The 26,602-nt window shown below is 68.2% G+C and carries 23 protein-coding genes; 7 read left to right on the forward strand and 16 right to left on the reverse strand.

The genetic code is table 11. The annotated features are described in order from the left end of the window. Positions 1–43 precede the first annotated feature (43 nt). Positions 44–3,586: a PDZ domain-containing protein gene (locus KF745_04855; protein MBX3357739.1), complete on the forward strand. Its 3,543-nt coding sequence runs from the start codon at positions 44–46 to the stop codon at positions 3,584–3,586. Between the two features lie 383 nt (positions 3,587–3,969). Then, positions 3,970–4,599: a hypothetical protein gene (locus tag KF745_04860; protein MBX3357740.1), complete on the forward strand. Its 630-nt coding sequence runs from the start codon at positions 3,970–3,972 to the stop codon at positions 4,597–4,599. A gap of 75 nt (positions 4,600–4,674) precedes the next feature. Here the strand turns inward: KF745_04860 and KF745_04865 are convergent, their stop codons facing one another. The 4 genes from KF745_04865 to KF745_04880 all read right to left on the reverse strand — a co-directional run bounded on the left by KF745_04865 (position 4,675) and on the right by KF745_04880 (position 8,858). Next, positions 4,675–5,385 (reverse strand): fumarylacetoacetate hydrolase family protein, encoded by a 711-nt coding sequence (locus tag KF745_04865; protein MBX3357741.1) that lies wholly within the window; start codon positions 5,383–5,385, stop codon positions 4,675–4,677. Between the two features lie 47 nt (positions 5,386–5,432). Beyond that, positions 5,433–5,753, reverse strand: coding sequence for an RNA-binding protein (locus tag KF745_04870; GenBank protein ID MBX3357742.1), 321 nt, complete (start codon positions 5,751–5,753; stop codon positions 5,433–5,435). A 147-nt stretch (positions 5,754–5,900) separates the two neighbouring features. After that, complete coding sequence (locus KF745_04875; protein MBX3357743.1) at positions 5,901–7,328, reverse strand: hypothetical protein; 1,428 nt, start codon at positions 7,326–7,328, stop codon at positions 5,901–5,903. 57 nt (positions 7,329–7,385) lie between these two features. Then, on the reverse strand, positions 7,386–8,858 hold the full coding sequence (locus tag KF745_04880) for a hypothetical protein (protein ID MBX3357744.1): 1,473 nt from the start codon (positions 8,856–8,858) through the stop codon (positions 7,386–7,388). Positions 8,859–8,948: 90 nt separating this feature from the next. Here KF745_04880 and KF745_04885 point away from each other — a divergent pair, with 90 nt between their 5' ends. Then, complete coding sequence (locus KF745_04885; protein ID MBX3357745.1) at positions 8,949–10,193, forward strand: MgtC/SapB family protein; 1,245 nt, start codon at positions 8,949–8,951, stop codon at positions 10,191–10,193. Between the two features lie 15 nt (positions 10,194–10,208). On the opposite strand, the gene KF745_04890 is transcribed toward KF745_04885, so the two are convergent. Continuing rightward, positions 10,209–11,072 carry a 3-hydroxybutyryl-CoA dehydrogenase gene (locus KF745_04890; protein ID MBX3357746.1) on the reverse strand — a complete coding sequence of 288 codons (864 nt, stop codon included), beginning with the start codon at positions 11,070–11,072 and terminating at the stop codon, positions 10,209–10,211. A 117-nt stretch (positions 11,073–11,189) separates the two neighbouring features. Between KF745_04890 and KF745_04895 the strand changes: the two genes are divergently transcribed. From KF745_04895 to KF745_04910, 4 genes are read left to right on the forward strand one after another with little or no spacing between them, the layout of a single operon-like run. Continuing rightward, positions 11,190–11,498 carry a tetratricopeptide repeat protein gene (locus KF745_04895; GenBank protein MBX3357747.1) on the forward strand — a complete coding sequence of 103 codons (309 nt, stop codon included), beginning with the start codon at positions 11,190–11,192 and terminating at the stop codon, positions 11,496–11,498. Further along, complete coding sequence (locus KF745_04900; protein MBX3357748.1) at positions 11,495–12,253, forward strand: regulatory protein RecX; 759 nt, start codon at positions 11,495–11,497, stop codon at positions 12,251–12,253. The genes KF745_04895 and KF745_04900 overlap by 4 nt, the downstream gene beginning before the upstream one ends. A 35-nt stretch (positions 12,254–12,288) precedes the next feature. Beyond that, entirely contained in the window at positions 12,289–12,897 is a 609-nt protein-coding gene (locus tag KF745_04905) for a hypothetical protein (protein ID MBX3357749.1), read from the forward strand. After that, entirely contained in the window at positions 12,897–13,313 is a 417-nt protein-coding gene (locus tag KF745_04910) for a hypothetical protein (GenBank protein MBX3357750.1), read from the forward strand. Before KF745_04905 ends, KF745_04910 begins: the two co-directional genes overlap by 1 nt. On the opposite strand, the gene KF745_04915 is transcribed toward KF745_04910, so the two are convergent. The 11 genes from KF745_04915 to KF745_04965 form a co-directional block, all read right to left on the reverse strand. Further along, positions 13,310–14,128: a hypothetical protein gene (locus tag KF745_04915; protein MBX3357751.1), complete on the reverse strand. Its 819-nt coding sequence runs from the start codon at positions 14,126–14,128 to the stop codon at positions 13,310–13,312. The two genes, KF745_04910 and KF745_04915, sit on opposite strands and share 4 nt — an antisense overlap. Before the next feature lie 106 nt (positions 14,129–14,234). Beyond that, positions 14,235–14,831: a hypothetical protein gene (locus KF745_04920; GenBank protein ID MBX3357752.1), complete on the reverse strand. Its 597-nt coding sequence runs from the start codon at positions 14,829–14,831 to the stop codon at positions 14,235–14,237. A gap of 125 nt (positions 14,832–14,956) precedes the next feature. Then, on the reverse strand, positions 14,957–15,781 hold the full coding sequence (locus tag KF745_04925; protein MBX3357753.1) for a PEP-CTERM sorting domain-containing protein: 825 nt from the start codon (positions 15,779–15,781) through the stop codon (positions 14,957–14,959). A 260-nt stretch (positions 15,782–16,041) separates the two neighbouring features. Beyond that, complete coding sequence (locus KF745_04930; protein MBX3357754.1) at positions 16,042–16,851, reverse strand: hypothetical protein; 810 nt, start codon at positions 16,849–16,851, stop codon at positions 16,042–16,044. 224 nt (positions 16,852–17,075) lie between these two features. Further along, on the reverse strand, positions 17,076–18,311 hold the full coding sequence (locus KF745_04935; protein MBX3357755.1) for a hypothetical protein: 1,236 nt from the start codon (positions 18,309–18,311) through the stop codon (positions 17,076–17,078). 11 nt (positions 18,312–18,322) lie between these two features. After that, entirely contained in the window at positions 18,323–20,926 is a 2,604-nt protein-coding gene (locus KF745_04940; protein ID MBX3357756.1) for a hypothetical protein, read from the reverse strand. Further along, positions 20,923–21,708: a hypothetical protein gene (locus KF745_04945; protein MBX3357757.1), complete on the reverse strand. Its 786-nt coding sequence runs from the start codon at positions 21,706–21,708 to the stop codon at positions 20,923–20,925. The genes KF745_04940 and KF745_04945 overlap by 4 nt, the downstream gene beginning before the upstream one ends. Continuing rightward, complete coding sequence (locus KF745_04950) at positions 21,708–22,334, reverse strand: hypothetical protein (protein ID MBX3357758.1); 627 nt, start codon at positions 22,332–22,334, stop codon at positions 21,708–21,710. Before KF745_04950 ends, KF745_04945 begins: the two co-directional genes overlap by 1 nt. After that, on the reverse strand, positions 22,331–24,178 hold the full coding sequence (locus KF745_04955) for a PilN domain-containing protein (protein MBX3357759.1): 1,848 nt from the start codon (positions 24,176–24,178) through the stop codon (positions 22,331–22,333). Before KF745_04955 ends, KF745_04950 begins: the two co-directional genes overlap by 4 nt. Further along, positions 24,175–25,572, reverse strand: a complete 1,398-nt coding sequence (locus KF745_04960; GenBank protein MBX3357760.1) for a general secretion pathway protein GspK — start codon at positions 25,570–25,572, stop codon at positions 24,175–24,177. Before KF745_04960 ends, KF745_04955 begins: the two co-directional genes overlap by 4 nt. Further along, on the reverse strand, positions 25,569–26,591 hold the full coding sequence (locus tag KF745_04965; GenBank protein MBX3357761.1) for a prepilin-type N-terminal cleavage/methylation domain-containing protein: 1,023 nt from the start codon (positions 26,589–26,591) through the stop codon (positions 25,569–25,571). Before KF745_04965 ends, KF745_04960 begins: the two co-directional genes overlap by 4 nt. Positions 26,592–26,602: the final 11 nt, after the last annotated feature.

The following is a 26,602-nucleotide window of genomic DNA, read 5'->3' on the forward strand; positions in this document are numbered from 1 at the left end:
GCCCGCAGGCGCGGGCGGGGCAGGTCGAGCAAGAGGAAGTGCCATGTCGAAACTACGTGTGATCCGCGGTGCGATGCGAGGTGCGGTGCGAGCGGGGGTCTGGGTCGGGCCCATGGCGGCGGCGATGCTGACCGCCTCGTGCACCGCGTCGCCGGCGCCAAGCCGCCAGGGATCCGCCGAGAAGCCCGACGGCGCGGCGGTGCGCCAACCGGGGGCGATCCACCCTCACGCCACGATGCTGCGGTTCCCGGCGGTCAGCGCGACGCACATCGCGTTCGTCTACGCCAACGACGTCTGGCTCGTGCCCCGCTCCGGCGGCACGGCGACGCCGCTCGCCGGTCCGCCGGGGATGGAGATGTACCCCAAGTTCAGCCCGGACGGGGCGACGCTCGCGTTCATCGGCAACTACGACGGCAACCGGGATATCTACACCGTGCCCGCCGCGGGCGGCATCGCCACGCGCGTGACCCACCACCCTGCGGGGGAGGAGCTGTGCGGGTGGACGCCCGACGGCAAGGTGCTGTTTCTCACCAACGGCGTGGCCGGGCTGTCGCGCCAGACGCAGCTCTTCACCGTTCCTCCGACGGGCGGATTGCCCGAGCAGGTCGGGGTGCCGTACAGCGGGTTCGCGGCGATCAGCGACGACGGCCAGTGGCTCGCGATGACGCCGTACTCGATCGACAACCGCACGTGGAAGCGGTACCGCGGCGGGATGGCGACCGACCTGTGGCTGGTCAACCTGAAGACGCACGAATCGAAGCGGATCACCGACTGGGAGGGGACCGACACGCTGCCGATGTGGCACGGCACGGATGTGTACTACCTCAGCGACGCCGGGCCGCAGCACCGGCTGAACATCTGGAAGTACGACACCAAGACGGGGAAGAACGAGCAGGTCACGACCTTCGCCGACGACGATGTGCGGTGGCCGTCGATCGGCCCGGGCAACGGCGGGCAGGGCGAGATCGTGTTCCAACTCGGTTCGCAGATCCGCCTGCTGGACCTCGGGACGCGGCAGGTCGCGAGCGTCGATATCGCGATCCCTGGGGACCGGCCCACGCTGCGTCAGCGGAACGTCGATGCGGCGGACACCATCCGCGGCGCGAGCCTCTCGCCGGGCGGAAAACGCGTCGCGATCGAGGCCCGCGGCGACCTCTGGTCCAACCCCGCCAGGGAGGGCGCCGTCCAGAACCTGACCCGCACGGACAACATCTTCGAGCGGGATCCGTCGTGGTCGCCGGACGGGAAGTCGATCGCCTACTTCTCCGATCGCACGGGGGAGTACGAACTCTGGGTGATGCCCGCCAGCGGGCGCGGCGAGGCCCGCAAACTGACGGACCTGGGGCCTGGCTTCCGGTACAACCCGGTCTGGTCGCCGGACTCGAAGCTGATCACGTTCACCGACAAGGCCGGCGGGCTGTGGCTGTGCACCGTCGAGTCGGGCGAGCTCAAGCAGATCGACACCGATCCGTGGGCGAACCGCATGTCCACCTCGTGGTCGCACGACTCGGCGTGGCTCGCGTACGCCCGGGCGGATGATGAGAACGCCCAGGGGTGCATGTGGCTCTACAACGTGGCATCGGGGGAGAAAACCCGCGTCACCAGCCCGATGTTCGACTCCGACGGACCGGCGTTCGACCGCAAGGGCGAGATGCTCTACTTCCGCACGACGCGGGAGTTTGAGTCTCCGATCTACGGGGAGACCGATGCGTCGTTCGTGTACGCGGGCACGCAGATCCTGGCTGCGGCCCCGCTGCGGGCGGATGTGAAGTCGCCCTTCGCCCCCAAGAACGATTCCGACGATTCCAAGGACAAGGAGAAGAAGGACAAGAAGGGCGACAAGGACGGTGACGGCAAGAAGAAGGACGACGAGGGGAAGAAGGACGATGGAGCCGCGAACGGCGACCAGCCCGCCGGCGATGCGAAGGGCGGCGAAGAGAAGAAGGACGAGGGCAAGGAGGACGACAAGGACAAGAAGAAGGACGAGAAGAAGAAGGAGCCCATCACCATCGACCTCGATGGCTTCGAGGGGCGGTGCATCAAGGTCCCCGTTCCGGCCGGGGTGTTCGGCGGGATCGGGGTCAGCGATTCGGGCAAGCTTGTCTACGTCCGCCGCACGCCCCGAGGCATCAGCGGCGACCCGTCGGTCATGATCTTCGACCCCGGTGCGGAGAAGAAGGAAGAGAAGACCGTCGTTGCGGGCGTGGGCGCCTTCGACCTGAGCGCCGACGGCAAGAAACTGCTCGCCTACAAGGGCGGCAAGACCATGGCCGTGATCGATCCCGCTGCGGGGCAGGACCTGAGCAAGCCGGTGGTCACCGGCGGCATGCTCTCGGCGGTCGACCCCCGGGCCGAGTGGAACCAGATCTTTGCGGATGCGTGGCGGCTGGAGCGGGACTTCTTTTACGACCCCAACATGCACGGCGTGAACTGGCCGAAAATGCGTGACCACTACGGGCCGATGATCGACGACTGTGCGTCGCGCCAGGACGTCGGCTACGTCATCGGCGAGCTGATCTCGGAACTCAACGTCGGCCACGCGTACGTCACCTCGCTGGGCGACACGGAGGACGAGCCGCGGACGCCGACGGGCCTGCTGGGCTGCGACTTCGAGCTCGGGCAGAAGGACGGGGCGACCGCGTACCGCATCAGCCGCATCTACGGCGGGGCGCCGTGGGACATCGATTCCAGGGGTCCGCTCGCCGAGCCTGGGCTGGGCGTCAAAGTCGGCGATTTCCTGCTCGCCGTCGACGGCGAGCCCGTCGACACCGCCAAGGACCCGTGGGCGGCGCTGGTCGGAACAGCGGGCAGGACCGTCGTCATCACCGTCAGTGAGAACGCGGCGATCGACGACACGGCGCGGGATGTGGTCGTCAAGCCGATCTCGAACGAGGCCGCGATCCGGTACCGCAGTTGGGTCGAGCAGAACCGCCAGCACGTGTTCGAGGCCTCCGGCGGCAAGGTCGGGTACATCCACGTCCCGGACACGGGCGTCAACGGTCAGAACGAACTCGTCCGGCAGTTCTACGGCCAGCGGATGATGGATGCGCTCATCATCGACGACCGCTGGAACGGCGGCGGGCAGATCCCCACCCGCTTCATCGAACTGCTCAACCGCCCCGCGAGCAACTACTGGGCCCGGCGCGATGGGAACGACTGGCCCTGGCCCAATGACGCCCACTTCGGGCCCAAGTGCATGCTGATCAACGGCAGGGCCGGGTCGGGCGGGGATGCGTTCCCGGCGTACTTCAAGGCCCGCGGCCTGGGCAAGCTCATCGGGCTCCGGACCTGGGGCGGGCTCGTCGGGATCAGCGGCAACCCCGGCCTGATCGACGGCGGCACCATCACCGTGCCCACCTTCGGCTACTACAAGCTCAACAGCACCTGGGGCATCGAGGGCCACGGAGTGGACCCTGACATCCAGGTCTTCGACGACCCGGGCAAGATGGCCTCGGGCGCCGATCCGCAGCTGGATGCCGGCGTGGCGCAGATGCTCAAGGAACTCAGCGAGCGCCCGTTCGTGAAGCCCAAGCGACCTGCCTACCCCGACCGGTCGGGCATGGGGATCCCGGACCAGGACAAGTAGCCGCCGCGGGGGAACCCGCGAGTCCTCAAGTGAGTCCTATAACGCTGCGATCGCGGCCCGGTGCGGTTTCCCCGCATCGGGCCGCGTCAATTCTGGGACGTTCGGCGCCCCAGACTGGCTCGCGCAACTACGGGAAAATACTGGACTTGTGGGCGAATCACCTTGCTGAGCCCCAGCGGGGATATACACTCAAAGTGAGATCCGTGCCGTGCCTGCCCGGATCGTCTGGAGTCGAGATCGAGAGATGCACCGGCGTTGTTGTTGTGTTGCCCCCGCGTTGCTCTTGCATCGCGTTGGCGCACCGACACGTGGACCGGGGCGGGTGGAGCCGCCGGAAAGGCAGGAGAGCGATGCGAGGGCAGAAACGCGCAGCAGTAGTCGGGTTGATCGCCTCAGCGGCCTTGGGGGCCACCTCGAGGGCGGATGTCATCAACTCCGCGGCGTACGGCAACGATCTTGCCGGTGCCAGGGTGACCGTTGACTTTCAGATCATGACACCCGATGGCCTCGTGCCGGGGCCGAGCCTGACCACCATCTGGGTAGCCAACGGCCCCGACTCGGGCGAGGCCTACCTGAGCGATTCGTTCCGCCTGTCGCTGTACGGCCACAGCTACCACGACTTCTGGGTGCTCGACAACCTCGCGCCCTCAATGTTCATCAAGCAGGTCTTGATCGACCTGACCACCTCGTACTCGCTGTTCGACAACAACTCGTCGCCGTCCTCTCCCGGCAGCAACGAGGGCCTGGCGGGCGTCGAGTACTCGGACGGGCTCTCCACCGCCCCGGCGCCGATCGCGGCGTACGAGGCGCTCCCCTGGGCCTCGCCGACCAACCTCGGCGACATGTTCCAGAAGGAGTACATCGTCTGGAACGACGGCGCCTTCGCCTACGGCCAGACGTTCTGGTTCCGTGACGATACCGACACGACCGATGTGCTCCTCCCCGCTCCCGGCAGCGCCGCCGTGGTGGGCGGCCTGATGCTCCTCGGCGCCCGTCGCCGCCGGCGAGCCTAATCCTCCAGCACGATCACTCTCGGGGGCCCTCGCCATGCGGCGCAGGGTTCCTTTTTCATTGCAACGGCACGGGTGTCATTCCACTGTCACGCGGCTGGAGAGCACGCCCAGGTGCTCGATCTCCACTTCGACCCGGTCGCCGTGGCGCAGGAAGACCGGCGGCGTCATCCCCGTCCCGACGCCGGCAGGGGTTCCGGTCAGGACCACCGTGCCGCGGCCGAGCGTCATCCCCTGCGAGAGTTCGCTGATCAGCGCCGCGACCGAGAAGATCATCGACCGCGTGGTGGCGTCCTGCCGCGTCTCGCCGTTGACGCGGCACCGGATGCGGAGCGACTGTGGATCCGGCACCTCGCTCGCCGGCACCACCGTCGGCCCCAGCGGGCAGAAGGTGTCGAACGACTTGCCGCGGCACCACTGCCCCCCCGAGCCGGACTTCTGCCACCAGCGGGCGCTCACATCGTTCGCGCAGCAGTAGCCGAGCACATGCGAGAGCGCCGCGGCGATCGGCACATCACGCACGGAAGTGCCGATGACCACCGCGAGTTCCGCCTCGTAGTCCACCTGCTCCTGGTCCTGGCAGATGCGCGGGATAATGATCTCTTCGCCGCTCAAACCGAGGCTGAACGGGCTCTTGGTGAAGACAACGGGACGATCGGGCACGGCGTTGCCGAGTTCCTTGGCGTGCTCCGCGTAGTTGCGGCCGATGGCCAGAACATACCGGAGCAGGACCGGGTCGCCGGCGCCCGTGTCCACCGCCACGCCGTGATCTGTGCGGACGAGGTTCATGGCCCCAGTCTACTGCGCGCACGGCGGGGGAAGGGAGGGCCCCCCACTCACCAGGCCCTACCCCCGCCGCCCTGACGCGGCCCCTTGGGCTTGGCCTCGTTGACGGTCAGCGCCCTCCCGCCGTGGTCCTGCCCGTTGAGCGCCTCGATCGCCTTCATCCCCTCATCGGGGCTGGGCATCTCGACAAACCCGAACCCGCGCGACCGGCCGGTCTCACGATCCATCACGATGCGGGCCGAGGCGACCGTTCCGAAGGGCGCGAAAAGAGCCTGGAGTTCCGCATCGGTCATCCGGAAGGGCAGGTTTCCGACGTAGATGTTCACGCTCGGGGCCTCCTCGCCCGTCAGGCAACGAGGGATGCCGGGCACGCAGCGTCCGGGCTCCCGCTGCGGGCCCGTGGGCGCCGCCCCGCTGCTCGCCGGGGTCGGCGACGCTCCACTCTAGCACACGGCGCAAGTGCACAGGCTCCGGGTCACAACCCCCGGGCGTCGAGCTCGCCACGCTGGCGGTGGCCGTCACGGCCGCGTATTGATGATGTAGTCCGACCCTTCGCCCCCGCTCTTCAAGGCCTCGGTATTCGCTCGGGTGCTAGGCGTTCCCCGGTCGTCCTGACCATCGAGGCCCACGCTGTACAGCAGGTAGCCGCGGCCGAACCGATCGCTCGCGGGATCATCGACCAGTCGGTAGCCGAACGGTGCGCCGCTGAAGGGATCAATCGGCAGCGACGGCAGGATCTCCGGGACCAGAGCGCTGAGTGTCTGTGGCAATCGGCCGTACCTGGCCCGGTACATCTCGACCGCGATCATCGTGCGGACCCCGGCGATGTCAGTGAGATACATGTCGTTCGCGGCGATCACGAGATCGATGCTCGCAAGCAGGTTCTTGACCAAGACGTAGCGGCCTGGGAGGTTGTCGACAAACGCGCCGACCTTGAACGGGTGCGCGTCCCGCTGCGACCGCGGAAGGTCCGCCGACACCATCGCATTGTCAAAGAACTCGTTTACCTTCGCTGTCGAGTCGGCCTTGGACGGATACAACAGGCCAATGACATTGACGATCCGGTGAGATCCCAGCCAACCGGTCCGCGGAACTGCCGGGATCAACATCCCGCCCACCTTGGAGTAGATCATCGTTCCGTCGCCGTGCCCGTTGTCGGTGTGGGTCCACTGGATCGTGTCGAGGGAGAGGAGCCGCTCCCCGTTGAGCATCACCGACAGCGGCGGAACAGGCCCGAGGTGGTGGTCCATTGCATCGAGGAGTTCGGCCAGTTCATCCGCCGAGAACCGTGCCGATGTCATCTCGGACCTCAGTTCACCCAGCGTAAGCGACGCGATGGAAATGCCAACGAGCCGGCTGACCATGATCGGCTGCGAAGCAAGCGCCCGCACTATGACCAGGTTCTGCTCGAACGCGGCAAGCCTCTCAGCCCGATCGCCTGCGCGGTTTGCGAGGTGCATCCGCGCGACGTTCATCTTCGCGATGTCGCGGAGGGGACCGAAATCCAGCGTGATCGACTCGAGCAAGTCTCCATCGTGCTTGGGTTGGACGAATCGCTCGCTCCGGGCGAGCTGCGCGAGTTTGTCGAAAAGGCCGCACTGCTTCATGTACGCCATGGCATCAATCGACGACTCCAGCACTTCGGGCGGCGAGGCCGGGTCTGTGGTCGACAAAAAGTCTGGCGGATACGCTGCCTTGGCAATCTCATCGTTCAGCGTGTTTCGCAGTTGAGCGATTTCCATGAGCAGCGGCCACGCGTTTTCCTTGCCCTCCGTCGCCGCCTGGGCCGCCTCGCTGATCTCGACCATCCTTGCCCCGTAGTCGACCGATCGCCCCGGCTGCGCCGTGTAGGCCCAGCACGCCGCGACAACGACAATCAACACGATTGCCACGACAACCGCGGCGGCGATATTCCTCGGCCGGTACCAGCGATCTCGCATCGTCACCGCTGCTCTGCCTCCGCCTCTCTTCCCCAGTCCATGATACGTGCCAGCGAACGGGCTTCACGGCGGCGTGTTGATGATGTAGTCCGACCCCTTGCCCTCTGTTCGCAGGGCATCAAAGTTCGCGCCCTTGCTCGCTGTCCCCTGGTCGTCCTCGCCGTCGAGGCCCACGCTGTACAGCAGGTAGCCGCGGCCGAACCGATCGCTCGCGGGATCATCGACCAGTCGGTAGCCGAACGGTGAGCCGCTGAAGGGATCGATCGGCAGCGACGGCAGGATCTCCGGGACCAGAGCGTCGAGTGTCAGTGGCAATTGGCCATGGCGGGCCCGGTACATCTCCACGGCGACCATGGCCCGGACCCCGGCTACTTCGGCGAGGAAGATGTCGTTGGACGAGATCGTCCGATCGATCGCGGGCAGCAGCAGTTTGAGAAGCACGTAGCCGCGGGGAAGATTGTCGGCAAACGCATCGATCCTGAACGGGTGCGCCGCACGCTTCGATCGTGGGAGATCCGCCAGGACAGCGGCGTTGTCAAAGAACTCGTTCGCCTTCGCGGTCGAATCGGCCTTGGACGGGTACAGGAGGCCCATGACATTGACGATCGGGTGAGACGTGAGCCTGGCCATTCCAGGGGCCGCCGGCGACGGGTTCTGCAGCCCATCGAGTTTGGAATAGATCAGCGTCCCGTCGCCGTGCCCGTTGTCGGTGTGGGTCCACTGGATCGTGTCGAGGGAGAAGAGCCGCTCGCCGTTGAGCACCACCGACAGCGGCGGGACGGCCCCAAGTTGACGATCCATCACACCGAGGATCTCGGCCAGTTCATCCGCCGAGAACCTCGTCGACATCATTTCCGATTTCAGTTCCCCCAGCGTGAGCGCCGAGATAGCGGCGCCAGTGAGCCGACTGATCAGGATCGGCTGGGAGGCGAGAGCCCGCACCATGACCAGGTTCTGCTCGAACGCCGCGAGTCGCTCCGCCCGGTCACCTGTGCGGTTGGCGATCGCCATCCTCGCGACGTTCATCCTCGCAAGGTCCCTGGCCGATCCCAACTCTGGCAGAAGCACCTGGATCAACTCGCCCTCGTACTCTGGCAGGATGAACCGTTCGCCCTGAGCCAGCAGCGCGAGCTTGTCGAAGAGGCCCCGCTGCTTCATGTAGGCCATGGCGTCGAGCGACGACTCCACCACTTCGGGCGGCGCACTTGGGTCCAGGATTGCCATGAAATCAAACGGGAATGCGTACTTTTGGGGCCACCCGGCAGGCGCCTCACCGGCGGCCTTGCCGATCTCATTGCGCAAGGTGTCCCGCAGCCGCGCGATCTCGATGAACAGCGGCCACGCGTTCTCCTTGCCCGCCGTCGCCATCTGGGCCGCCTCGCAGATCTCGACCATCTTCGCGCCGTAGTCGACCGAACGCCCCGGCTGTGCGGTGACGGCCCGGTACACCGTGACGCTGGCGACCACCGCCAGCGCCACGCCGATCATCCCGGCGACATTCCTGGGCCTGTACCAACGCCGCCGCGTGGTGCTCATGTTGCTCGCCTCGGTAACCCCTCCCCTGATACGTCCATGTCCCGAACGGGTTGCGTCCCCCTCCTCCGGCTGTTGTACGCTTGACCCTTGATGCCCGACTTCGCGAACGATTTCTGGAACCTTCTCATCTCGCTTGGGCTCGGGCTGCTCATCGGGATGCAGCGGGAACGGACCAAGCCCCGCCTCGGCGGTATCCGCACGTTCGCGCTCATCGCCATTTTCGGCTCGTTGTGCGCGATGCTGACGTCGCTCACCGGCGGCTGGGCCGTCGCCGCGGGGCTGCTGGGCGTGACCGCGACGGCCGCGATCGGCAACCTCTTCGCGCTCCGCGAGGGCCGCGGCTCGCCGGGCGTGACGACCGAGATCGCCATGCTCGCGACCTTCGGCGTCGGCGCCCTGGTGCCCTCGGGCCACCGCGAAGTGGCCATCGCGATCGGCGCGGGGATCGCCATCCTGCTCAACGCCAAACCGGTGCTCCACGGCGTCGTCGCCAAACTCGGCGACCAGGACGTCCGCGCGATCATGCAGTTCGCGCTGATCACCCTGATCATCCTCCCGGTGCTTCCCAACGAGACGTTCGGCCCCTTCGACGTCCTCAACCCGCACAACATCTGGCTCATGGTCGTGCTTGTCGTCGGCATGAGCCTCGGCGGGTACCTCGTCTACCGTTTCATCGGCGAAACCGCGGGGCTGCCGCTGGCGGGGATCCTCGGCGGGCTCATCTCCAGCACCGCGACCACCGTTAGTTACTCCCGCCGGGCGGCGGAGAATCCCAAGGCGGTGCCCGCGGCCGTAGCGATCATCATGATCGCCGGCACGGTTGTCTACGGCCGGGTGCTCGTCGAGATCGGTGTCACCGCACCCTCCCTCCTGCCGCACGCGGCGGGCCCGGTCCTGACCGTTGCCCTGACCTCGGTCATCCTCGCCGTGGTCGCCTGGAGGCGCACTCGCAACGGCACCGACGGCCTCGGCGATCAGAAGAACCCGACCGAACTCAAGTCCGCGCTGGTCTTCGGCGGCATCTACGCCGCCGTGCTGCTGGCGGTCGCCGCGGCCAAGCACACCCTCGGCGACAAGGGCCTCTACGCCGTCGCTCTCGTCTCGGGCCTGACCGACATGGACGCGATCACACTCTCGTCATCGCGGCTGGTGTCCGAGGGCCAGATCGAGCCGGGCACGGCGTGGCGGGCGATCATCCTCGCGGCGGCGTCCAACAACGTCTTCAAGACCGGCGTGGTCGGCGCGCTGGGCGGATGGAGGCTGCTAAAACCCGTCGCGACGCTTGTCGCGATCAAGCTCGCCGTCGTCGCCGCCGTGCTTGTTTTCTGGCCGTGAGCCGGGAACCCCGCACTACTTCTGCGGGTACTCGTAGACCCCGCGGCCGGTCTTGTCGCCCAGCCGCCCGGCGACCACGAGCTGCTTGAGCAGGGGGCACGCGCGGTAGCGGTCGTTGTTCAAGCCGTCGGCGAGCACGTTCATGATGTGCACGCACGTGTCAAGGCCGATGAAGTCCGCCAGCCGCAGCGGGCCCATCGGGTGCGCACAGCCGAGTTTCATGATCTCGTCGATGTGCTGCGGCTCCGCGACGCCTTCCATCCAGGCGTAGAACGCCTCGTTGATCAGTGGCATCAGCACGCGGTTGCTCACGAAGCCGGGGCGGTCGTTCGCGGGGATGGGCGTCTTGCCCATTTGCGTGGCCAGGGCGATCGTGCGCTCCGTCGTCTCCTTGCTCGTCTGCAGACCCTTGATCACCTCGACCAGCTTCATCACCGGCACGGGGTTGAAAAAGTGCATCCCGATCACCCGGTCCGCCGCCGCGCCGGCCGCCGCGGCGATCTCGGTGATGCTGATCGACGAGGTGTTGCTCGCCAGGATCTGACCGCCGGTGAACATCTTCGCCAGGGTTGCAAACAGGTCCCGCTTGACCTTCGCGTCCTCGACGATTGCCTCGATCACGACGTCCGCGCCCTTGAGTTCCTCGAGAGTCGTCACGTACTGCAGCCGGCCCAGCGATTCGGTTGCCTGCGCCTGGGTCATCTTGCCCTTCTCGACATCCCGGGCCAGCCGCTTCGAGTGGCCCTCCTTGCAGCGGCCGACCGCTCCAGCGGCGGCGTCGAAGACCATCACCTTGAACCTCGCGACCGCCGCGACCTGCGCGATGCCGCCGCCCATCTGACCCGCCCCGATGACGCCGATTGAACCGATGGACTGCATGGATCGCCTCCGACCCCCTCCCCCGGTCACGCACGGCCAGACCATCCGGGCCGTCAGGCGTTAGGATAAGCGGCGGAACCGGCGACGACGACCGTCGCCGACCGCCGGGGTGTGCGCATGTCGAGGCTGGACAAACTGAAACGGCTGCTGGAGGTGGACCCCGCGGACCCCTTCGTTCTCTACGGCATCGCCCAGGAGCAGGCCAACGCGGGGAACTACGCCGAGGCCATCACGTTCTACGACCGCTGCCTCGCGGCCGACCCGGCGTATTGCTACGCCTACTTCCACAAGGCCCGGGCGCAGCAGGCGCTTGGCCAGATCGAGGCCGCCATCGTGACCACGAGGGAAGGCGAAGCCGCGGCGAGGGCCGCCGGCGACGGCAAGGCGAGCGGTGAACTGGCTTCGCTGCTGGATGAGTTGTCATGAACCGCCGGGGTCCTCGATCGCCGCGAACCTCACCCCGCACCGGACCGCCGGCCGGATCGGACGACGCCGGCGGAGTGATCTCGTCGCTGTCGGTATCGCGGCGAGATCCTGACCGCGTCACGGTGCGCATCGGGCGAGCGAAGTTTGGGCCGATTGACCGTCGCGACGCGGAGGAACTCGGGCTGCGGCCGGGAGTGGAATGGACCAGGACACTCGCCGGGCAGGTCGCCGCCGCGCAGGCGCGGGCCGGGGCAAGGCGGTACGCGCTCCGTGCTCTCGCCGCCCGGCCGATGAGCCGACGCGAACTGACCGACCGGATGACGGCCCGCGGCTGCAACGCGCTCGCGGCCGAGTCGGTGGCGGCAAGGCTGGAAGACCTGGGGCTGATCGACGACGCCGCGTTCGCCCAGTCCTACGTGCGGTCCCAGTTGGCCCGAAAGCCCGCCGGCAAGGCGCTGCTGGTCGCCAAACTGATGCAGAAGCGCATCGAACCGGGAACGGCCAGGCGGGCTGTTGAAACAGCCTTGAAGGGGACCGACCAAGCGGCGGCCGCGGCGGTTCTTGCCCAGAAGCGGGCCCTGCGCATGAGCCCTGAACTGGGCCGGGACGTCGTCCGCCGCCGCCTGATGGGCCTGCTCGCCCGGCGCGGGTTTGACGGCGAAGTCTGCCGGGGGGCGGTCGATATCGCTATGAAATCATGGCAGAAACACGCTCCTGCCGGGACGGGGCGGGCGGACGAGGAGGGCTTGGGGTAGACTGTCGTTCAACCGGGGTGGCGGCGGAGGGTGCTATGCGGCGATGGACAACAGCAACGGCGGTGCGGGCCGTGGCGGGTGCGGGGGCGTTGAGTTCGCTGCTCGCGCTGGGCGCGTGCGTGGACAATCAGAACAATGACCTCACCATCGGATCCGCGCCCGACCGGGTCACGCTGCCGGCGCTGGAGACCCGCGCCAACCTGGCGTCGGCCCAGCCCCCTATCGATGAGGCCCCGCCTCCTTCGGTGGTCGGCGTGATGCGCGACAACTGGCAGCGCGTCACCTTCAAAGTGCCCATCGAGTACGTGAGCCATCAGGCCACTTCGGCGACCAACCCGACGTACACGGACGAGAACGCCCGGCAACTCGGCCAGTACCCGACCGAGGCCTCGTGCGTGGAGCGGCCGACGAGCCGGTCGTACGGCGATGAGGCGTGGGAGGGGCTCGCCGCGCCGTTTTATTGCGGGCTGGATGTCGTCATGGCCCTGCCGCGAATGTTCGTGGCTCCCCCGTGGACGCTGCAGCGGAGCCCCGGAACGGCGTATGAACGGCGGCCCGACGAGGTCCCGGCGTTCTACAAGATCGCCCCGGCGGGCCAGACCCCGGCGGTGGACCCGGCCGGTGCGCCGTCGGAGGCCCACTGATGTCCGAGGGGCTCAAGCCGATCCCGCAACTCGACGCCCGCGGACTGCCGGTGGGGTATGCCTACCAGCCAGACTACGAGGTGACGCCGCGCGAGACCAGGTCGCTCCTGGAAGCCGCGGCGGGAACGAGTGACGGCACGCTGCTCGTGGACTGCCGGCGGCAGAACGAGTGGGAGACGTGCCGGATCGAAGGGGCCGTGCTGATCCCGATGGAGGAGATCGCGATGCGCCTCGACGAACTCGAGGGACCCGACGGCGAGCGGGACCGGCCGATCATCGTGCAGTGCCACACCGGGCGGCGGTCGCTCAAGGTGACGCACCTGCTTCGGGAGGCGGGGTTCTCCGACGTCAAGTCGATGGCGGGCGGGATCGAGCTGTGGTCGATCGACATCGATCCGAACGTGCCGCGGTACTAGCGCCGGCGGCGGGCGGCGAAAAGGCCGGCGAATCCCAAGAGGATACCCGAGCCGGGTGCGGGGAAAATCCCCATAATGAGTCCGAACCCAGTTGTCGTGTACGGCTGGACCGCGCCTCCTTGCAGGTCGCTCCTCGTGATCCCAAGGAAGTTCACACTGCCATCGGCGCCCGACTCGGGATCGGGGGGAGTGGCCGAAGATGGCAACCACCCGAGAATCGGCCCGGCGGACCCGGTGACGGAGAACTGCACGAATTGATTCTCTTGTACCAGGTTGGCGTGGAACCGAAACACGTTTGTAAACGAGTTCGCGCCGAGTGAGCCTGGAATCGGGGTTGTCGGTTGTGGACTTGCATCAGGCCAAGGGGCCGATGCGCCGCCGACGATGTCGCGGAACGACTGGACGAAACTGCCCGGCGTTGCGGCGTTGCCCTCGATCACGTTCGTGCCCACCAGCGTGCCACCGTATTCGGTTGACGGGCCGCTGTTGAAAGGTGCCACTCTTGACGTGGCACTATCGACTGCCAATGTGTCGCCCGGCGCGAAACCCACCATTGATACTCGCCCCGTCCAGTTGAACAGGCCCTGATTGCTCTGACCAAGATCCTGCCCCGTCAGGTTGAAGATTCCAACCTGGACGGTGATGGTGTACACGCCACCTGCATTGCCTGCCAAGGTATTGCCGCCAGACATCAACAATGTCTGGCCATCCGGCCGGGTAACCGAGAAGCGGATTTGCGTCGTCCACGTCGTCGCAGCGGTGGCGGAAGCGGCGAATCCGGCGGCGCACAGAACTCCTGCTAGGGCTGTCTTCATGGGAGCGTTCCTGTGAGAGCTGGGACGATACAACGACATCATAACGTACATGATTCTGGTGGATCCGTCAATGTTAGGTATTTGAGAAAGACACTTCCTCGATCGGCTACGCATTCGCGAGCCAGTACAGGGCAGTTGCGGCGATCGCGGTCAGAGAGAGTGATGCGAGCAGCACGATGGCGAGTCGCAGGCGGCTCCGGCGGCGGTGGCGATCGCGGGCCTGGCGCAGGGGCGGGAGGAAGTCGATCGAATCAAGGGCCGTGCGGACCGCGGCGACGGCGTCGGCGCCCTTGGGGTACATCATGGCGAGGACCGGGGCCATTTCAGAGTCGGCACGCTCCAGGTGGCGGGCGGCGGCGGTGCGCGAGGAGTCCATGGCCCGGGCGACGACGACGCTATTGAGCTGGTCGAGGCGGGCGAGCAGCCAGGCCTCGCGGCACTGCTCGGGCATGGCATGGGTGGCGTGGAGAACGGCGAGTTCGGGGCGCGGCGTGTTCGACGCGGGCGCGGGCCGGTGACGGCGCAGGACGCGCCGGGCGGCGGTGATGCAGACGCGGTCGAGGCGGGCGGGGTCGATGCGGTCCAGACGCGGGGCAAGGGCGAGGGTCGCCGCGAGGATCCTGGCGGTGAGGAAGGGGTCGCCGCCGGCAAGGAGGAAGGCCAGGCGCGAGGCGCGGCGATCGGCAGCGTCCTGGCGGGTCATGTGCGGATGATACGGGGATGGGGCCGAGCGAACGGAAAAGAACAAGGGCCCCGGGGAACACCCGGAGCCCTTGCGTGAGTCAGATTGACCGCGGGTCGAGACCCGCAGCGAGTCACCGAGCGCTATTAGGCGCGACGGCGACGGGCGGCGAGGAGGCCGCCGAGGCCCAGGAGGGCAACGGAGCCCGGAGCCGGGATGCGGGGCAGCGTGAAGCTGGAGTCCGCAAAGGCAGACAGCGGGCCGCCGTCAGCCGTGCCACGGGTGATCCCGAGGAAGGTCACGGAGCCCGGATCGCCCTCGAAGGGGGGGTTGACGCCGAAGGGCGACCACGCGAGTACCGGGCCAGCGGAGCCGCTAAAGGTCGTCACGATCGGGTCGGTTCCGCTGCCAACAATGATCTGGAAGCGGAAGACGTTGGTGTAGGTGTCCGCACCGAGCGCACCGGGAACCGGGGCGGTCGGCTGGGGGTCGCCATCGTTCCACACGGCGCTGGCGCCGCCAGCGACATCGCGAGAAGCCTGGATCAGGCTGCCCGGGGTCACGGAGTTACCGTCGATGACGTTGCCGCCAACCACAGCGCCGCCGAAGGCGGTCGAGGGGCCGAAGTTGAAGGGGCTGATGCGGGACGTCGCGTTGGCAACGACGTAGTTCTCGCCAGCGCTGAAGCCGGTGCCGGTGGCGCGAGCGGCCCAGTTGAACAGGCCCTGGTTGCTCTCACCAGCGCCAGCGCCCTGAAGGTTGAAAATGCCAACCTGGACGGTAACCGAGTACACGCCGGCGACCGTCACATTGGTCGGGCCGACGCCGCCGGAGTTGATGATTGTGCTCGAGTAACCGCTGCCCGCAGGCCCGGTCACCGAGTAGCGCATCTGCGTAGTCCACGTCGCCGCGGCGCTCGCCGAGGCGGCAAGGCCAGCGATACCAAGAATACCGACAACAACGTTCTTCACGGGTCTCTCCTCCAAAAGGGGGGTCAGAATGACGACTCACTCTCGACGGATAAGGTAATCGATTCCTGCGGGCTGTCAAGTACCTCAACAAGAAAGAACCCCAAGGCTGTCCCCTAGTTTTTGGAAACTCGTACTTTTCAGCCTACGCCTCGGTACGACCATCGATAGCCGAAAGCCAATGAAAAAGGCCCCGAGCCGAAGCTCGGGGCCCTGGTCGTTGCGGTGGGCACCTCGTTCCCGGTGTAACCGGGAAAGGGGGGTTAGGCCCGGCGGCGACGGGCGGCGATCAGGCCACCCAGGCCGAGAAGGGCCGCCGCGCCCGGGGCGGGGACGCGGACGATGGTAAAGCTGGAGTCAGCGAACGGACGGAGCACGTTCGGGGTCGCGTTCGTGATCCCGAGGAAGGTCACGGAGCCCGGATCGCCATCGAACGGGGGGGTGACGTTGAAGGGGGACCAAGCCAAGACAGGTCCGGCCTCGCCAGCGAAGGTCATGACGATGTCGCTGCCGACCGTCTCAGTCACGGTGATGGTGTAGCGGAAGACGTTGGTGTAGGCGTCGGCGCCGAGCTGGCCATTGGTGGGCGCCGTCGGCATCGGGGAACCGTCCGGCCACACGGCGGAGGCGCCGCCGGAGACGTCACGGGAGGCCTGGATCTTGCTGCCGGGGGTGACAGCGTTGCCATCGATGGCCGTGCCGCCGTTGACCACGGCACCGCCGAAGGCGGTCGAGGGGCCGAAATTGTAGGGGGAGATTCGCGAGGTGGCGTTGGCGACGACGAGGGACTCGCCAGCCATCAGGCCGGTGCTGGAGCCGCGAGCGGCCCAGTTGAAGAGGCCCTGGTTGCTCTGGCCCGCCTCCTGGCCGGTCAGGTTGAAGATGCCAACCTGGACCGTGACACTGTACACGCCAGCTGCGCCGACAGGCATACTACCGCCGCTGGGGACGAGAACAGCCGAAGCGCCGGGCGCTGTGATGCTGTAGCGCATCTGGGTTGTCCAGTTGGCGTCCGCGACCGCGGAGGCGGCGAGACCCGCAACAGCAATAATACCACACAGGGCAGTCTTCACGTGGAACTCCTTCCGATATATGGGGCAGTGAGAGGGAACGACTACAACGACAAGGCAAACATACCTCAAGCTCAAAAGACCGTCAAGGCTCTCGTGAAAAAAACGCCGGTTTGGGGGATGATCAGGCCTGGGGGATCCCGGTGGTTACCGGTCCATTAGATACTGGTACAGCAATGACTTAGGTCGCATCGTCCCCGGCCGGCGGGGACCGCGCAAGAGTTGTGTCAAGGCTTCTGCAACGCCACCGCGACGATCTCGTAGGCGTAGGCATCCCCCTCAGCGGGCCCGATCAGCAGGAACGAGCCGCGGGTCGTCGTTGCCCGCGGAATTGAAGCCATCGAAACGACCGGGACGGCCTGCCGGCCGGTGGTGTCTGGTGTCGGCTGCGCCGAGACCACTCCCTTCGGGGTGCCCACGAGGAATGCGCCGGACGCCTCTCCCATCCACGCCGCGGCGAACGAGTTCGGGGCCAGCGAGAGGAGCGAACCATCGGAGGGTGAGAATGCGACAATTTGGTGCTGCGCCGGGTGGAAGAGCGGGATGAGCCCTGAGGGGAGGCCGCCGCGGGGCAGGACGACCGGGGTCTGGCTCGACGCGATCGACTGGTAGGCGTCGATCATGCCGCCGGAGGATGCGAGCCAGGTGCGGGGGCCGGGGAGAAGGGAGCCGGACGCGGGGTCGGTGGCGACAGCGAGGACCTCGATGCCGTCAGGAGCGATGGCGAAGACGGCCAGGACGCCGGGGATATCGCCGAAGGTCGGGAACGCGAGATCGGTCCCGCCCGGCGCCAGTTCCAGAGCGGGCTGGCCGGGGGAGGGGATGACGACGAGGGATGCCGGCGCGCGCGGGTTCGCACGGCGCGTGTACGCGAGTTCGCCAGCCGGGCCGAGAACGGCGTGGGCACTGACGTTCTTGTCGCGGACGAGCCAGTCCACCGCGCCGGTTTTCCAGGCGACCTTGCCGATCCAGCGAGAACCGTCGCCCTGCGGGGCCTCCACGAGGAATCCGTCCTGATCCGCTGATCGACCCAGGAGCAGACCGGCGGGAAGGGGCGCTGTCAGGGTGCGAGGAGCGAGGCCGGTGTCGGTGATGTCGACGACGGCGATCTCGCTGCCCAGGGGAGGGGGCGAGCCGGGCTGGGCGAGGATGGAGGGCCACGTGGGCGGTCGGCCCTGCTGCAGGGCGATGTGGTCGCCGGCGGGCGAGACAAGCGGCTGGGAGAGCCCGTCGTAGCGGACCCGGCCGAGGGGCTTGATGGCGAAAGTGAGGCGGGAGGTGCGGGTGGAGTCGATGGGGGCGGGGCGTGCGGCGGAAGCCGTTGGGAGGGTTGGCGACGGCTGGTCCGAGGGCTTTGGAGCGGGGACGGTGATGCAGGCGCTGCACGCGGCCGCGGCGGCGGACAGGAGCAACCTCGTGGCGATCCGGGGCCAACGACGCGGTGCGGTGCGGCGTGGTTGCATGACGGTGGATTCTACTGGCGGCCCTCCGCGGGTGGTGGCGGCGGGGGCGCGGTGGGCGTGTTGGGATTGTCGTTCGGCAGGGGCGGGAGGGGCTCCTCGCCGGGGGGGGCGATCTCGTCGGGCTTGAGGGTGTTTCGGAGTTGGTCGAGACGCTGGCGGTAGGGGACGTTGGCGTCGTAGGACGTGGTCGGGTTGTCGATCACCAGCGGCGTGACGAAGACGAGCAGCTCGGTCTTGGACTTCTGCTTGTCGATGGACTGGAAGAGCGGACCGATGAGCGGGAGATCGCCCAGGAGGGGGACCTTGCGGACGACGTCGGAATCCTCGGATCGGATGATGCCCGAGAGGACGATCGTCTGGTTGTTCTGCACGATGAGCTGGGTCGTGGTCTGGCGGCGGTCGACGATGAATCCGCCGAAGAGCGTCTGGTTGGGCTGGATGCGGGAGAGCTCGACGTCGATGCGGACGTCGACATCGTGGTTCACGGTGATGCGCGGGCGGATGCGGAGTTGGAGGCCGACGGCGCGGTAGTCGAAGGACTGGATGAGGCCGGTGTCGGTGGACTGGGTGTCGGTGATGAAGGGGATGTCCTGGCCGTCGAAGAAGGCCGCTTCCTGGTTGTCGGAGGTCCAGATGCGGGGCTCCGAGAGGACGTTGACGGTGGTCTTGGTGTTGAGAGCCTGGAGGAGGAGGTTGGCGCTGACATTGACGTTGAGGACCGAGGTATCGAAGAGGCCGGGGAAGACGTTGTTGGCCACGTTCTCGGAGCCGATACTGCCGCCGATGGTGTTCTCGCCGTCGCCCGGGGTGATCGCCTGAGAAGAGACGCGCAGGCCCAGGGCGGTGGCGTCGTCGAGCGCGACCTCGGCGATGATCGCGGAGAGAAGGACCTGACGACCGGGTTGGTCGAGGGTCTGCGCGAGTTGAACAAGAGCAGCCTGGTATTCCGGTGGCGCCATGATCATGACAGCGTTCTGCCGCCAGACGGGGACGATGCGGATCTTGCTGACGAGGGCTGAAGAGCCGGCGTTGTCGGAGGGCGGGCGGGCCCGCTGCCACCAGAAGGTGATGGTCTCGGAGGTGGTGGCGCCCTGGTTCTGCTGCTGGTTGTTCGCGGTGGAGCCGGTGGAAGGGTCGGCGGCGAAGGGGGACGCGCCCGCCGCGCCGCCGGTGGTGAGGCCGCTGGCCGAGCGGCGGATCTGGGCGAGCGTGCCCTCCTGAGCGAGGAGAGCGTTGAGTTGCTCGGCGAGTTCCTCGGCGTTGGCGTGCTTGAGTTCGATGACCTTGGGGAGGCCGATGGAGAGGGGCTTGTCGAGGTCTTCGATGATCTTGTCGATGACCGAGAGGTTGTCGGGGGACTTGGAGATCACGACGAGCCGGCCGGCTTCGGGGATCGCCTGGAAGGAGAACTGCCCGCCGAGGCGGCTGCTCTGGCCGGTGGTGGATGAAGCGGCGCCGGTGGAGCCCGAGGTGCCGCCGCCGAAGAGGCCCTCGAGGAGATCGCGGACCTTGACGGGATCGGAGTTCACGAGGTTGTAGATGCGGGGGACGACGGCCTCTTCGGGGAGTGGCTTGTCCCAGACATCAAGGATCTGGCGGCGGATCTGCGAGAGGACGATCGGCTCGGCGAGGACGGTGACGGAGTTCTGCTGGGTGTTGGCGGTGACGCGGAGGTTGGCGGAGGGGCTGGTGTCGTCGGCGCCGCCGGCGCGGGCGGGCTGGTTGGCGGCGCCGCCGGCGTTCCGGCCGGCCTGGGCCCCGGGCCCGCCGCGACCGCCCTGTCCGCCGCCGCCCTGCTGGCGGAAGAACTGCTGGAAGGGGCTCTGCTGGGTGTTCTGCCGGTTTCCGGTGGCGGTGCGACCGGCATCGGTGGAGTAGAGCTCGCGGATGTTCTCGGCGATGTGGGTGGCGTCGGCGTACTTGAGGATGAAGGTCTCGGTGGAGAGGGAAGCGGCGCTGGGGCGATCGAGCGAGAGGACGATGCGTTCGAGGCGCTGGAGCAGGGCGATGTTGCCCATCACAACAACCTGGTTGGACTCCGTATCGACGTAGAACTTGGCGAAGTCGGGGAGGGAGTCCTTGAGGATCTTGCCAAGGTTCTCAGCGGAGGCGTAGCGGAGGGCGAAGACCTTCTCCACGACGGACCCGGGGTCGGTGCGATCGAGGGTAGAAACGTCCGGGCCGAGGACGGGGACATCCTGGCGGGTGATCTCGGCGATGTCGCGGAGGATGACGAGGTCCTCGGTCTCGACGACGCCGATGCCGGCCTGCTGGAGGGCCAGGAAGACGAGGTTGAGGGCCTTGGAGCGGTCGATGGGCTGGTCGTTGATGATGGTGATTCGTCGGGCGAGGACGTCCTGCTGGGGCATGACGACCTTGCCGGTGCACTCGACGATGAACGGGATGATCTGGTCGAGGGGGACGTTCTTGAAGGCGATCTTGGTGGGCTCGGTGGATTGCGGCCGTCGCCCGGAGGGATCAACGACGCCCGGGATCGCCGGCTCGGCGCCGGGCGCCTGCGCGAGAGCGAGCGAGGACCCGGAGAACATCGCCGCGGCGGCCAGGAGGGCGCGGGGGCTGGTGGCGGGGCGGGCGTTGGGAGGGCGGATGTTCATCGAATCTCCGATCGGGACGAATCGGTCGCGGACGGGGAGGAGGGGGCGGGCTCGGGCTGGGGATCGGGTTGCGGCTCCGGCTGCGGCGGCGGATCGTGCGGGGGATCCGGGAGCGGATCGGGATCAGGAGCGGGCTCAGGCGGGGGCTCGCCGGGAGCCGGCGGCTGGGGATCGGGCGGGGAGCCGCTCGGGCGGGGGGGCGCGGGCCGCTTGGGTGGGGGCTCGGCTTCCAGCGGAGCGGGTGCGCTCGCGTCGGCGATGAGGGGGCTGCGCTCGAAAAGGGAGACGGTGAACTCGACGCCCTCCCACTCGACGCGCGCGGTCCAGGGCGGGGTGATCTCGATGACCTTGAGATCGACCGTCTCGGAGCGGGCGTCGCCGGCGCGGAGGCGATCGCCGTTGGCGAACCACGCGGTGTCGTTGATCATCGCGATCAGGGCCGGACCGGCGTAGCGCGTGGGGCGCGAGGGGCCGGGGTCCGGCGTGCGATTGTCGGTGGTTTCGACACGCGGGGGGGGCGGCGGGCGGGGTGTGAAGAAGAGCGATCGGCCCGTGATGCGTTCGACGTAGAGGTTCAGGTCGGCGGCGAGCGCGGAGCTGTCGGCGGTCTGGGCGGCGGGCTTGTCATCCGGCGGGCTCATGGCCAGAGCGCGGACCAGGGGCCAGGCACGGACGAGGGCGAAGGCGAACGTGAGGGCGAGCGCCACGAGGGCGATGAGGCCGAGGCGGCGGGGGCCCGCGGCGATCGCCTTGAGCTTGTTCCAGGAGAGCCCTTCGGACATCAGCGGTTGCCTCCCGTTGAGGTGGACGGGAGCGAGCGGACCCAGGCCTCCGCGGCGAGTTCGGCGCGGACGGTGTTGGATCCGGACTCGGAGCGACCGGACCTGGAATCGGCGCGCCGGATGGCCACTCGGGAAACGGCTGTCACCTCGTCGGAACGCTCGAGTTCGGCGAGCACGGTGGCGACGGTGGCGGGATCGGCCTCGAAGGTGACGTCGAGGATTAGGCGATCGATGCGCTCGCCGGGCTGGGCGAGGATGGCGGCCTGTTCGGCGGCGAGAGAGACCTGCTTCTGGGCGATTTCAGCGCGGATGTTGTGGGCATCGAGGATTGTGTTGACGCGGGCGAAGAGGGCGGCGGTTCGGCTCGTTACGGGGCCGGGGAGGGCGGGGGTGCCGAAGGTCGTGCGGGCGACGGCGAGGGGGCGTGCGGGGTTGGACCAGTCCGCCGCGAGGGAACGTTCGCGGGCGAGGGAGGCCTCGGCGTTGTCGGCGGCGGTGACGAATGCGTTGGTGCGGTCGAGGATCGGCTCAATAATGGCAAAGTAGGCGATCATGCACGCGACGAAGACCGTGAGCCAGCGGGCGGCGCGGGGGAGGGCATGGAATCTGCGGAGAAGGGCGGTCATGGCTTCTTCTCCGTGAGAGCCGCGAGCATGCGCTTCTTGCACTTGTCGACTTCGTCCTTGAGCCTCTGCTTGGTCGCTTCGTCGAGGCCCGCGGCGTTGGCGGCGGCAGCCCGTTTTCTCATCTCATCGCCGGCGGCCTTGGAGTCGAAGGCGGCGATCTCGTCGTCGGTGAGCGGGGGCGGGATGTCTATGCCGCGGGGGGCTTCGGCGGGGGGCGCGGAGGCGCGGGGCTGGCGGCGGGTGGTGCGGCTGGACGAGGGTTCGGCGGAGCGGGAGTCTCGATCGGTGCGCCGCTCGTACCGCGTGGAGGATGCGGCGGCATCGGCGCCGTACATGAGCGCGGCGAGGGACTCCTGGGCGTAATCGTGGGAGGGGTTGACGCGCATGAGGGGTCCGGCGACGCGGGCCTGGAGGCGGAAGTCGTCGCCGGTGGACTCCGGCGCGTTCGAGGCGGAGGTGGAGAAACTGACGTCATCGAAGATGCGGAGGTCGGTGAGGTTCTTGCGGAAGGCGGCGATGACCTCGCGGTTGTCGGCGTGGCCGCGGAGGGAGAGACCGGCGTTGCCGGACTGCTCGGGGTTGAGTTCTATTGATTCGAGTCTCAGGCCGACGGGGGCGGCGCCGGCGACGTCGGCCAGGAGCTTGGTCATGGGCCATCGGCGGGAGCGGAGCAGTTCGTAGAACGCGGCCTGGGTGTCGGCGTGGTCGAGGCGTTCTCGCAGGGCGTCCTGCCCGCCCGCGCGGCCGAGCACAACCGCGCTGCGGGTCGCGGCGACGGCGAGGGGCCAGAAGAGGAGCACCGCGAGGCTGGCGGCGATGACGATCGCGGCGCGGCGGGAATCGGAGAGCCAGGTGATCGCCGCGAGCAACGGGGAGGCCGACTTGTCGGGCGCCGATTCGGAGAGCGACAGGAGCGGGACCAGCGCGGGGTCCCGCGAGGCCCAGGCGATGGCGGCGCCAAGTGCGATCGCGTGGGTGGTCTTGAGTGATGGGTCGGCAAGGCCGGTGATCGCGGCCTGGTGGACCGGGCTGGCTCCGCGGGTGCCGGAGAGAGCGACCGAGGGTTCCGGGCCGGTGACATCGATGGGTGCCGGGGGAAGGGCGATCGCCTTTCGGGTCTCATCGACCGCGGCGCGGACCGCGGCGGCGAAGCCATCGCGGGTGGAGGTGTCGGCCCGGAGGATGCGGGCCACTGACCTCGTCAGTGAGGCGGCGACGATGATCGCGGAACCCGCGGAGGGGTCGGCGTAGACGGCGGACTCGACCACGCGGTCAGGCTGAGCCGCGGCTTGGCGCGCGAAGCAGGCGAGGGCGACGGGCTCGGGAATCCATGATTCGGACTCGAAGTCGGCCGTCAGCGGGAGCGATGCGGGCGCGGGCGATGAATCGGGCCAGCCGATGAGCAGGGCAAGGGGCGGCGTTCCGTTTGCGATCGGCTGGACCAGGCCGCCGGCCCGGCGCCAGGAGGGGATCGACGATGGGAGGTCCGCCTCGGCGACAAGGGCGAGCGCGGCGGCGGACTCGGCTGGACCGGCGGCGGAGTCAGGGAGGGAGACGGCGCGGCAGACCGTGGAGGCGGCCGGCAGAATCCTCAGAAGGCGCGTCACGCGGTGCTCGCGGAGCACCGCATCAAGGGCGCGGGCGGAGGCGTCGTCGACGGAGCGGACCGCGAGCACTTCGACCCCCCCACTCTCGGCGTGCCCTCCGCCGCTGCTCGAACTTGGCGCCGCCGGAGCGATGCTGGCGATCAGGATGCGCCACGCGGCACCCTGGCGGTGAAGCACGGCGACCCGCTCGCCGGGGCGGGCGGAGGGGGAGGGCTTGATGGGCGTCGGGCTGGTCATCTGACGACGAGGTCCTTGATCACGACGGGGAGGGAAGAACGGTCGATGGTGGCGGTCATAACCACCTCGGTGCCTGTCGCCGCGTCCCGGCCGCGGGAGACGACGACAAAGACGTTGGAGCGGACGGTGATGTAGGGAAAGAGATCGGCGAGTCGATCCCGAGTCATGGAAGGAACCTCGAGCAGATCTGTGAGGGCGACAAAGCCCTGCTGGCGGGAGCCGCGCTCGAGGATGATGGAATCGGCCAGCGACGAGTCGATCGTCGGCAGGCACTGGAGGACTTCGTCCGAGCAGGTGTTGATGTTGAGTTTCCCGGGCGCGGGGACGCCCGAGACGGCCGGGAACGCGCACTCCTCCAGGAGGCGGGCGATCTGGTCGTCCGACAGGGGCTGGATCTGGCGTGCGCGGGCCGCACTGAACCCGCTGTCCCCGGTGGCGGTGGCGGCGGCCTGCGCAAGGTCGGCGAGGTCCGATCGGAGGAAGTCGACCAGCGTGCCCGACGGGGTCGCCGCGGCGTAGGCCTGGATCGCCTGGGCCTGGTCGGACGTGAGCGAGGCGGCGCGGGATGCGCCGGAGTTCAGGCGGCTGAGGATCTCCTCGGAGGTAGCGACGGTCAGGTCGAGCCGGGGCTGGCCGGAGGCGGCCCATCCGCCGTCGAGCCCGTCGCTGCTGGCCGCAGTGAGGTACTCCGACCAGCCGGCGTTCAGGACGCCGTCCGCATTGTCCGGGGGAAAGAGGCCGGAGGGGGGCGAGCCGTCGTTCTCTTCCGCGTCGAGCGTCCCTGAGAGGTTCCAGTCCTCGCCGCGGAGCAGGTCGGGCGCGACGCCCTCGACCAGTTCGAGTTCCTGCAGCGTGCGCGGCGGGGCGTTGCGCGGCAGGTAAGGGACGGCCAGGGAGAGGTAGAACGAATCCTCGGCGCCGAGCGGGCTGGTGTCGTCGTCGGAGTCGATCCAATCCAGGATGGCGTCGGCTGCGTCTTCCGTCATGTTCGGGATGAGCATGAGCGCATCGGCCGTCATGGTGGCGACGTTCAGCTTGGCGTGAGTGTCGGCGGGGCCATCAACGGTGCGCTTGGAGACGTCGTCCCAGTGGACGACGGAATAGGTCGCGCCGAAGAGCTCGGCGTGCGAGACGGCGGCGAGGTCGTTGTAGACCGTGTGGGCGTTGGAGGTGTCGGGCTCGGCGGTGTCGAAGGCGATCGCGGCGATGGCGGCCTCGACACCCGCCTTGGCGGCCCACTTGGCGCGGGTCCGCGCCACGGCTTCCCGCCCGGCGGCGGCGCCGCGCCACGCGACGGTTTGCAACGAGACCAGGAGGATGGCGACGATGCCGATCACCACGAGAACCATGACCGTGGCGAATCCGGGGCGGGATTTCCGGCGGTGAGTTCTCATTGCAGGCCTCCCCCTTCCCCCCCACTCGCGCCACCACCACCGCCGCCGGTGGGCGGCGTTCCCGACCCTCCGGATCTGGGCGTGGAGCCTTGGCCGTTACCGCCGCCCATGGGCCGGCCGCCTCCGGTTGGCGCGGGGTTGCTGCGCCCGCCGCCACCCGCCCCGCCCTGTCCACCGCCAGCACCCCGTCCTGCTCCACCTCCCGCGCCACCACCGCCGGCGCCCGCGCCGCTGCCGGAGCCCGAGCCGGTACCGCCGGATGAAGGCGTGGTCGAGGGGGTCGTGGCGGTGGCCGCCGTGTCCTCCTCGGATGCTGCCGCGAGCGGCGGTGGAATTCGATCAATGGCGACGGTGCGCCGGGCCGCGGCGGTGTAGCGACCGGAATCGTCGGCGGCGACCACGGTAATCCGGACCGCGTGCGGGTAGCCGGAGAGGTCAGAGTCCCAATCGTCGTACCAGCCAACGCCGTCAAAGGCCTGCACGGCGATGGAGAGGACGCCATCAGCGACCGGCGAGACGACGCCCCCGCCGTCGATGACCTCATCGCGGTTGGGATCGGCCCGGCGCAGGAGCGACGCTGAGGAGACCAGGGCGCCCGGGACGCGGTCGGCGCGGTACTGCACTTCGAGTTCGCCCCCTTCGGGCGTGGTTCCGAGGGGTCCCGAGGAGGGCCGGACTCGCTTTGCGGTGCGGGAGAACACGAGGAGTCCGTCGAGGCGAGACTCTGTGTTCGCCGGGGATCCGGGCTGGATGACGAACCGCGTGGCCGCCAGATCGCCGTCTCGAACAATCGACTCGACGTCCTGGGCCATGCGCTCGGCGGCGGCCTGAGCCCTGGCAAAGGCGGTGAGCCGGACGGCGGCGCCGTCCCGTGCGCGAACGATCTGTGAGAGCGCGATCGTGGTCGCCGCGGCGATGAACGCCACCATGACGGCGGCGACGATCAGCTCGATGAGCGTGAACCCGCGCCGGGGACTCGGCGATCGGAGGGCTCTGGAATGGGCTGGTGCGGCGGGCATGGTCCGTGCGG

Source organism: Phycisphaeraceae bacterium (assembly GCA_019636655.1).
Taxonomy (GTDB): Bacteria; Planctomycetota; Phycisphaerae; order Phycisphaerales; family UBA1924; genus JAHBXB01.

Bases quoted from the DNA above. Each gene is read 5' to 3' on its own strand.
- KF745_04920 (MBX3357752.1), bottom strand. From the start codon at position 14,831: ATGACCCGCCAGGACGCTGCCGATCGCCGCGCCTCGCGCCTGGCCTTC.
- KF745_04905 (MBX3357749.1), top strand. From the start codon at position 12,289: ATGCGGCGATGGACAACAGCAACGGCGGTGCGGGCCGTGGCGGGTGCG.
- KF745_04940 (MBX3357756.1), bottom strand. From the start codon at position 20,926: ATGAACATCCGCCCTCCCAACGCCCGCCCCGCCACCAGCCCCCGCGCC.
- KF745_04895 (MBX3357747.1), top strand. From the start codon at position 11,190: ATGTCGAGGCTGGACAAACTGAAACGGCTGCTGGAGGTGGACCCCGCG.
- KF745_04910 (MBX3357750.1), top strand. From the start codon at position 12,897: ATGTCCGAGGGGCTCAAGCCGATCCCGCAACTCGACGCCCGCGGACTG.
- KF745_04945 (MBX3357757.1), bottom strand. From the start codon at position 21,708: ATGTCCGAAGGGCTCTCCTGGAACAAGCTCAAGGCGATCGCCGCGGGC.
- KF745_04880 (MBX3357744.1), bottom strand. From the start codon at position 8,858: ATGAGCACCACGCGGCGGCGTTGGTACAGGCCCAGGAATGTCGCCGGG.
- KF745_04855 (MBX3357739.1), top strand. From the start codon at position 44: ATGTCGAAACTACGTGTGATCCGCGGTGCGATGCGAGGTGCGGTGCGA.
- KF745_04950 (MBX3357758.1), bottom strand. From the start codon at position 22,334: ATGACCGCCCTTCTCCGCAGATTCCATGCCCTCCCCCGCGCCGCCCGC.
- KF745_04935 (MBX3357755.1), bottom strand. From the start codon at position 18,311: ATGCAACCACGCCGCACCGCACCGCGTCGTTGGCCCCGGATCGCCACG.
- KF745_04960 (MBX3357760.1), bottom strand. From the start codon at position 25,572: ATGAGAACTCACCGCCGGAAATCCCGCCCCGGATTCGCCACGGTCATG.
- KF745_04965 (MBX3357761.1), bottom strand. From the start codon at position 26,591: ATGCCCGCCGCACCAGCCCATTCCAGAGCCCTCCGATCGCCGAGTCCC.
- KF745_04885 (MBX3357745.1), top strand. From the start codon at position 8,949: ATGCCCGACTTCGCGAACGATTTCTGGAACCTTCTCATCTCGCTTGGG.
- KF745_04865 (MBX3357741.1), bottom strand. From the start codon at position 5,385: ATGAACCTCGTCCGCACAGATCACGGCGTGGCGGTGGACACGGGCGCC.
- KF745_04915 (MBX3357751.1), bottom strand. From the start codon at position 14,128: ATGAAGACAGCCCTAGCAGGAGTTCTGTGCGCCGCCGGATTCGCCGCT.
- KF745_04955 (MBX3357759.1), bottom strand. From the start codon at position 24,178: ATGACCAGCCCGACGCCCATCAAGCCCTCCCCCTCCGCCCGCCCCGGC.
- KF745_04900 (MBX3357748.1), top strand. From the start codon at position 11,495: ATGAACCGCCGGGGTCCTCGATCGCCGCGAACCTCACCCCGCACCGGA.
- KF745_04890 (MBX3357746.1), bottom strand. From the start codon at position 11,072: ATGCAGTCCATCGGTTCAATCGGCGTCATCGGGGCGGGTCAGATGGGC.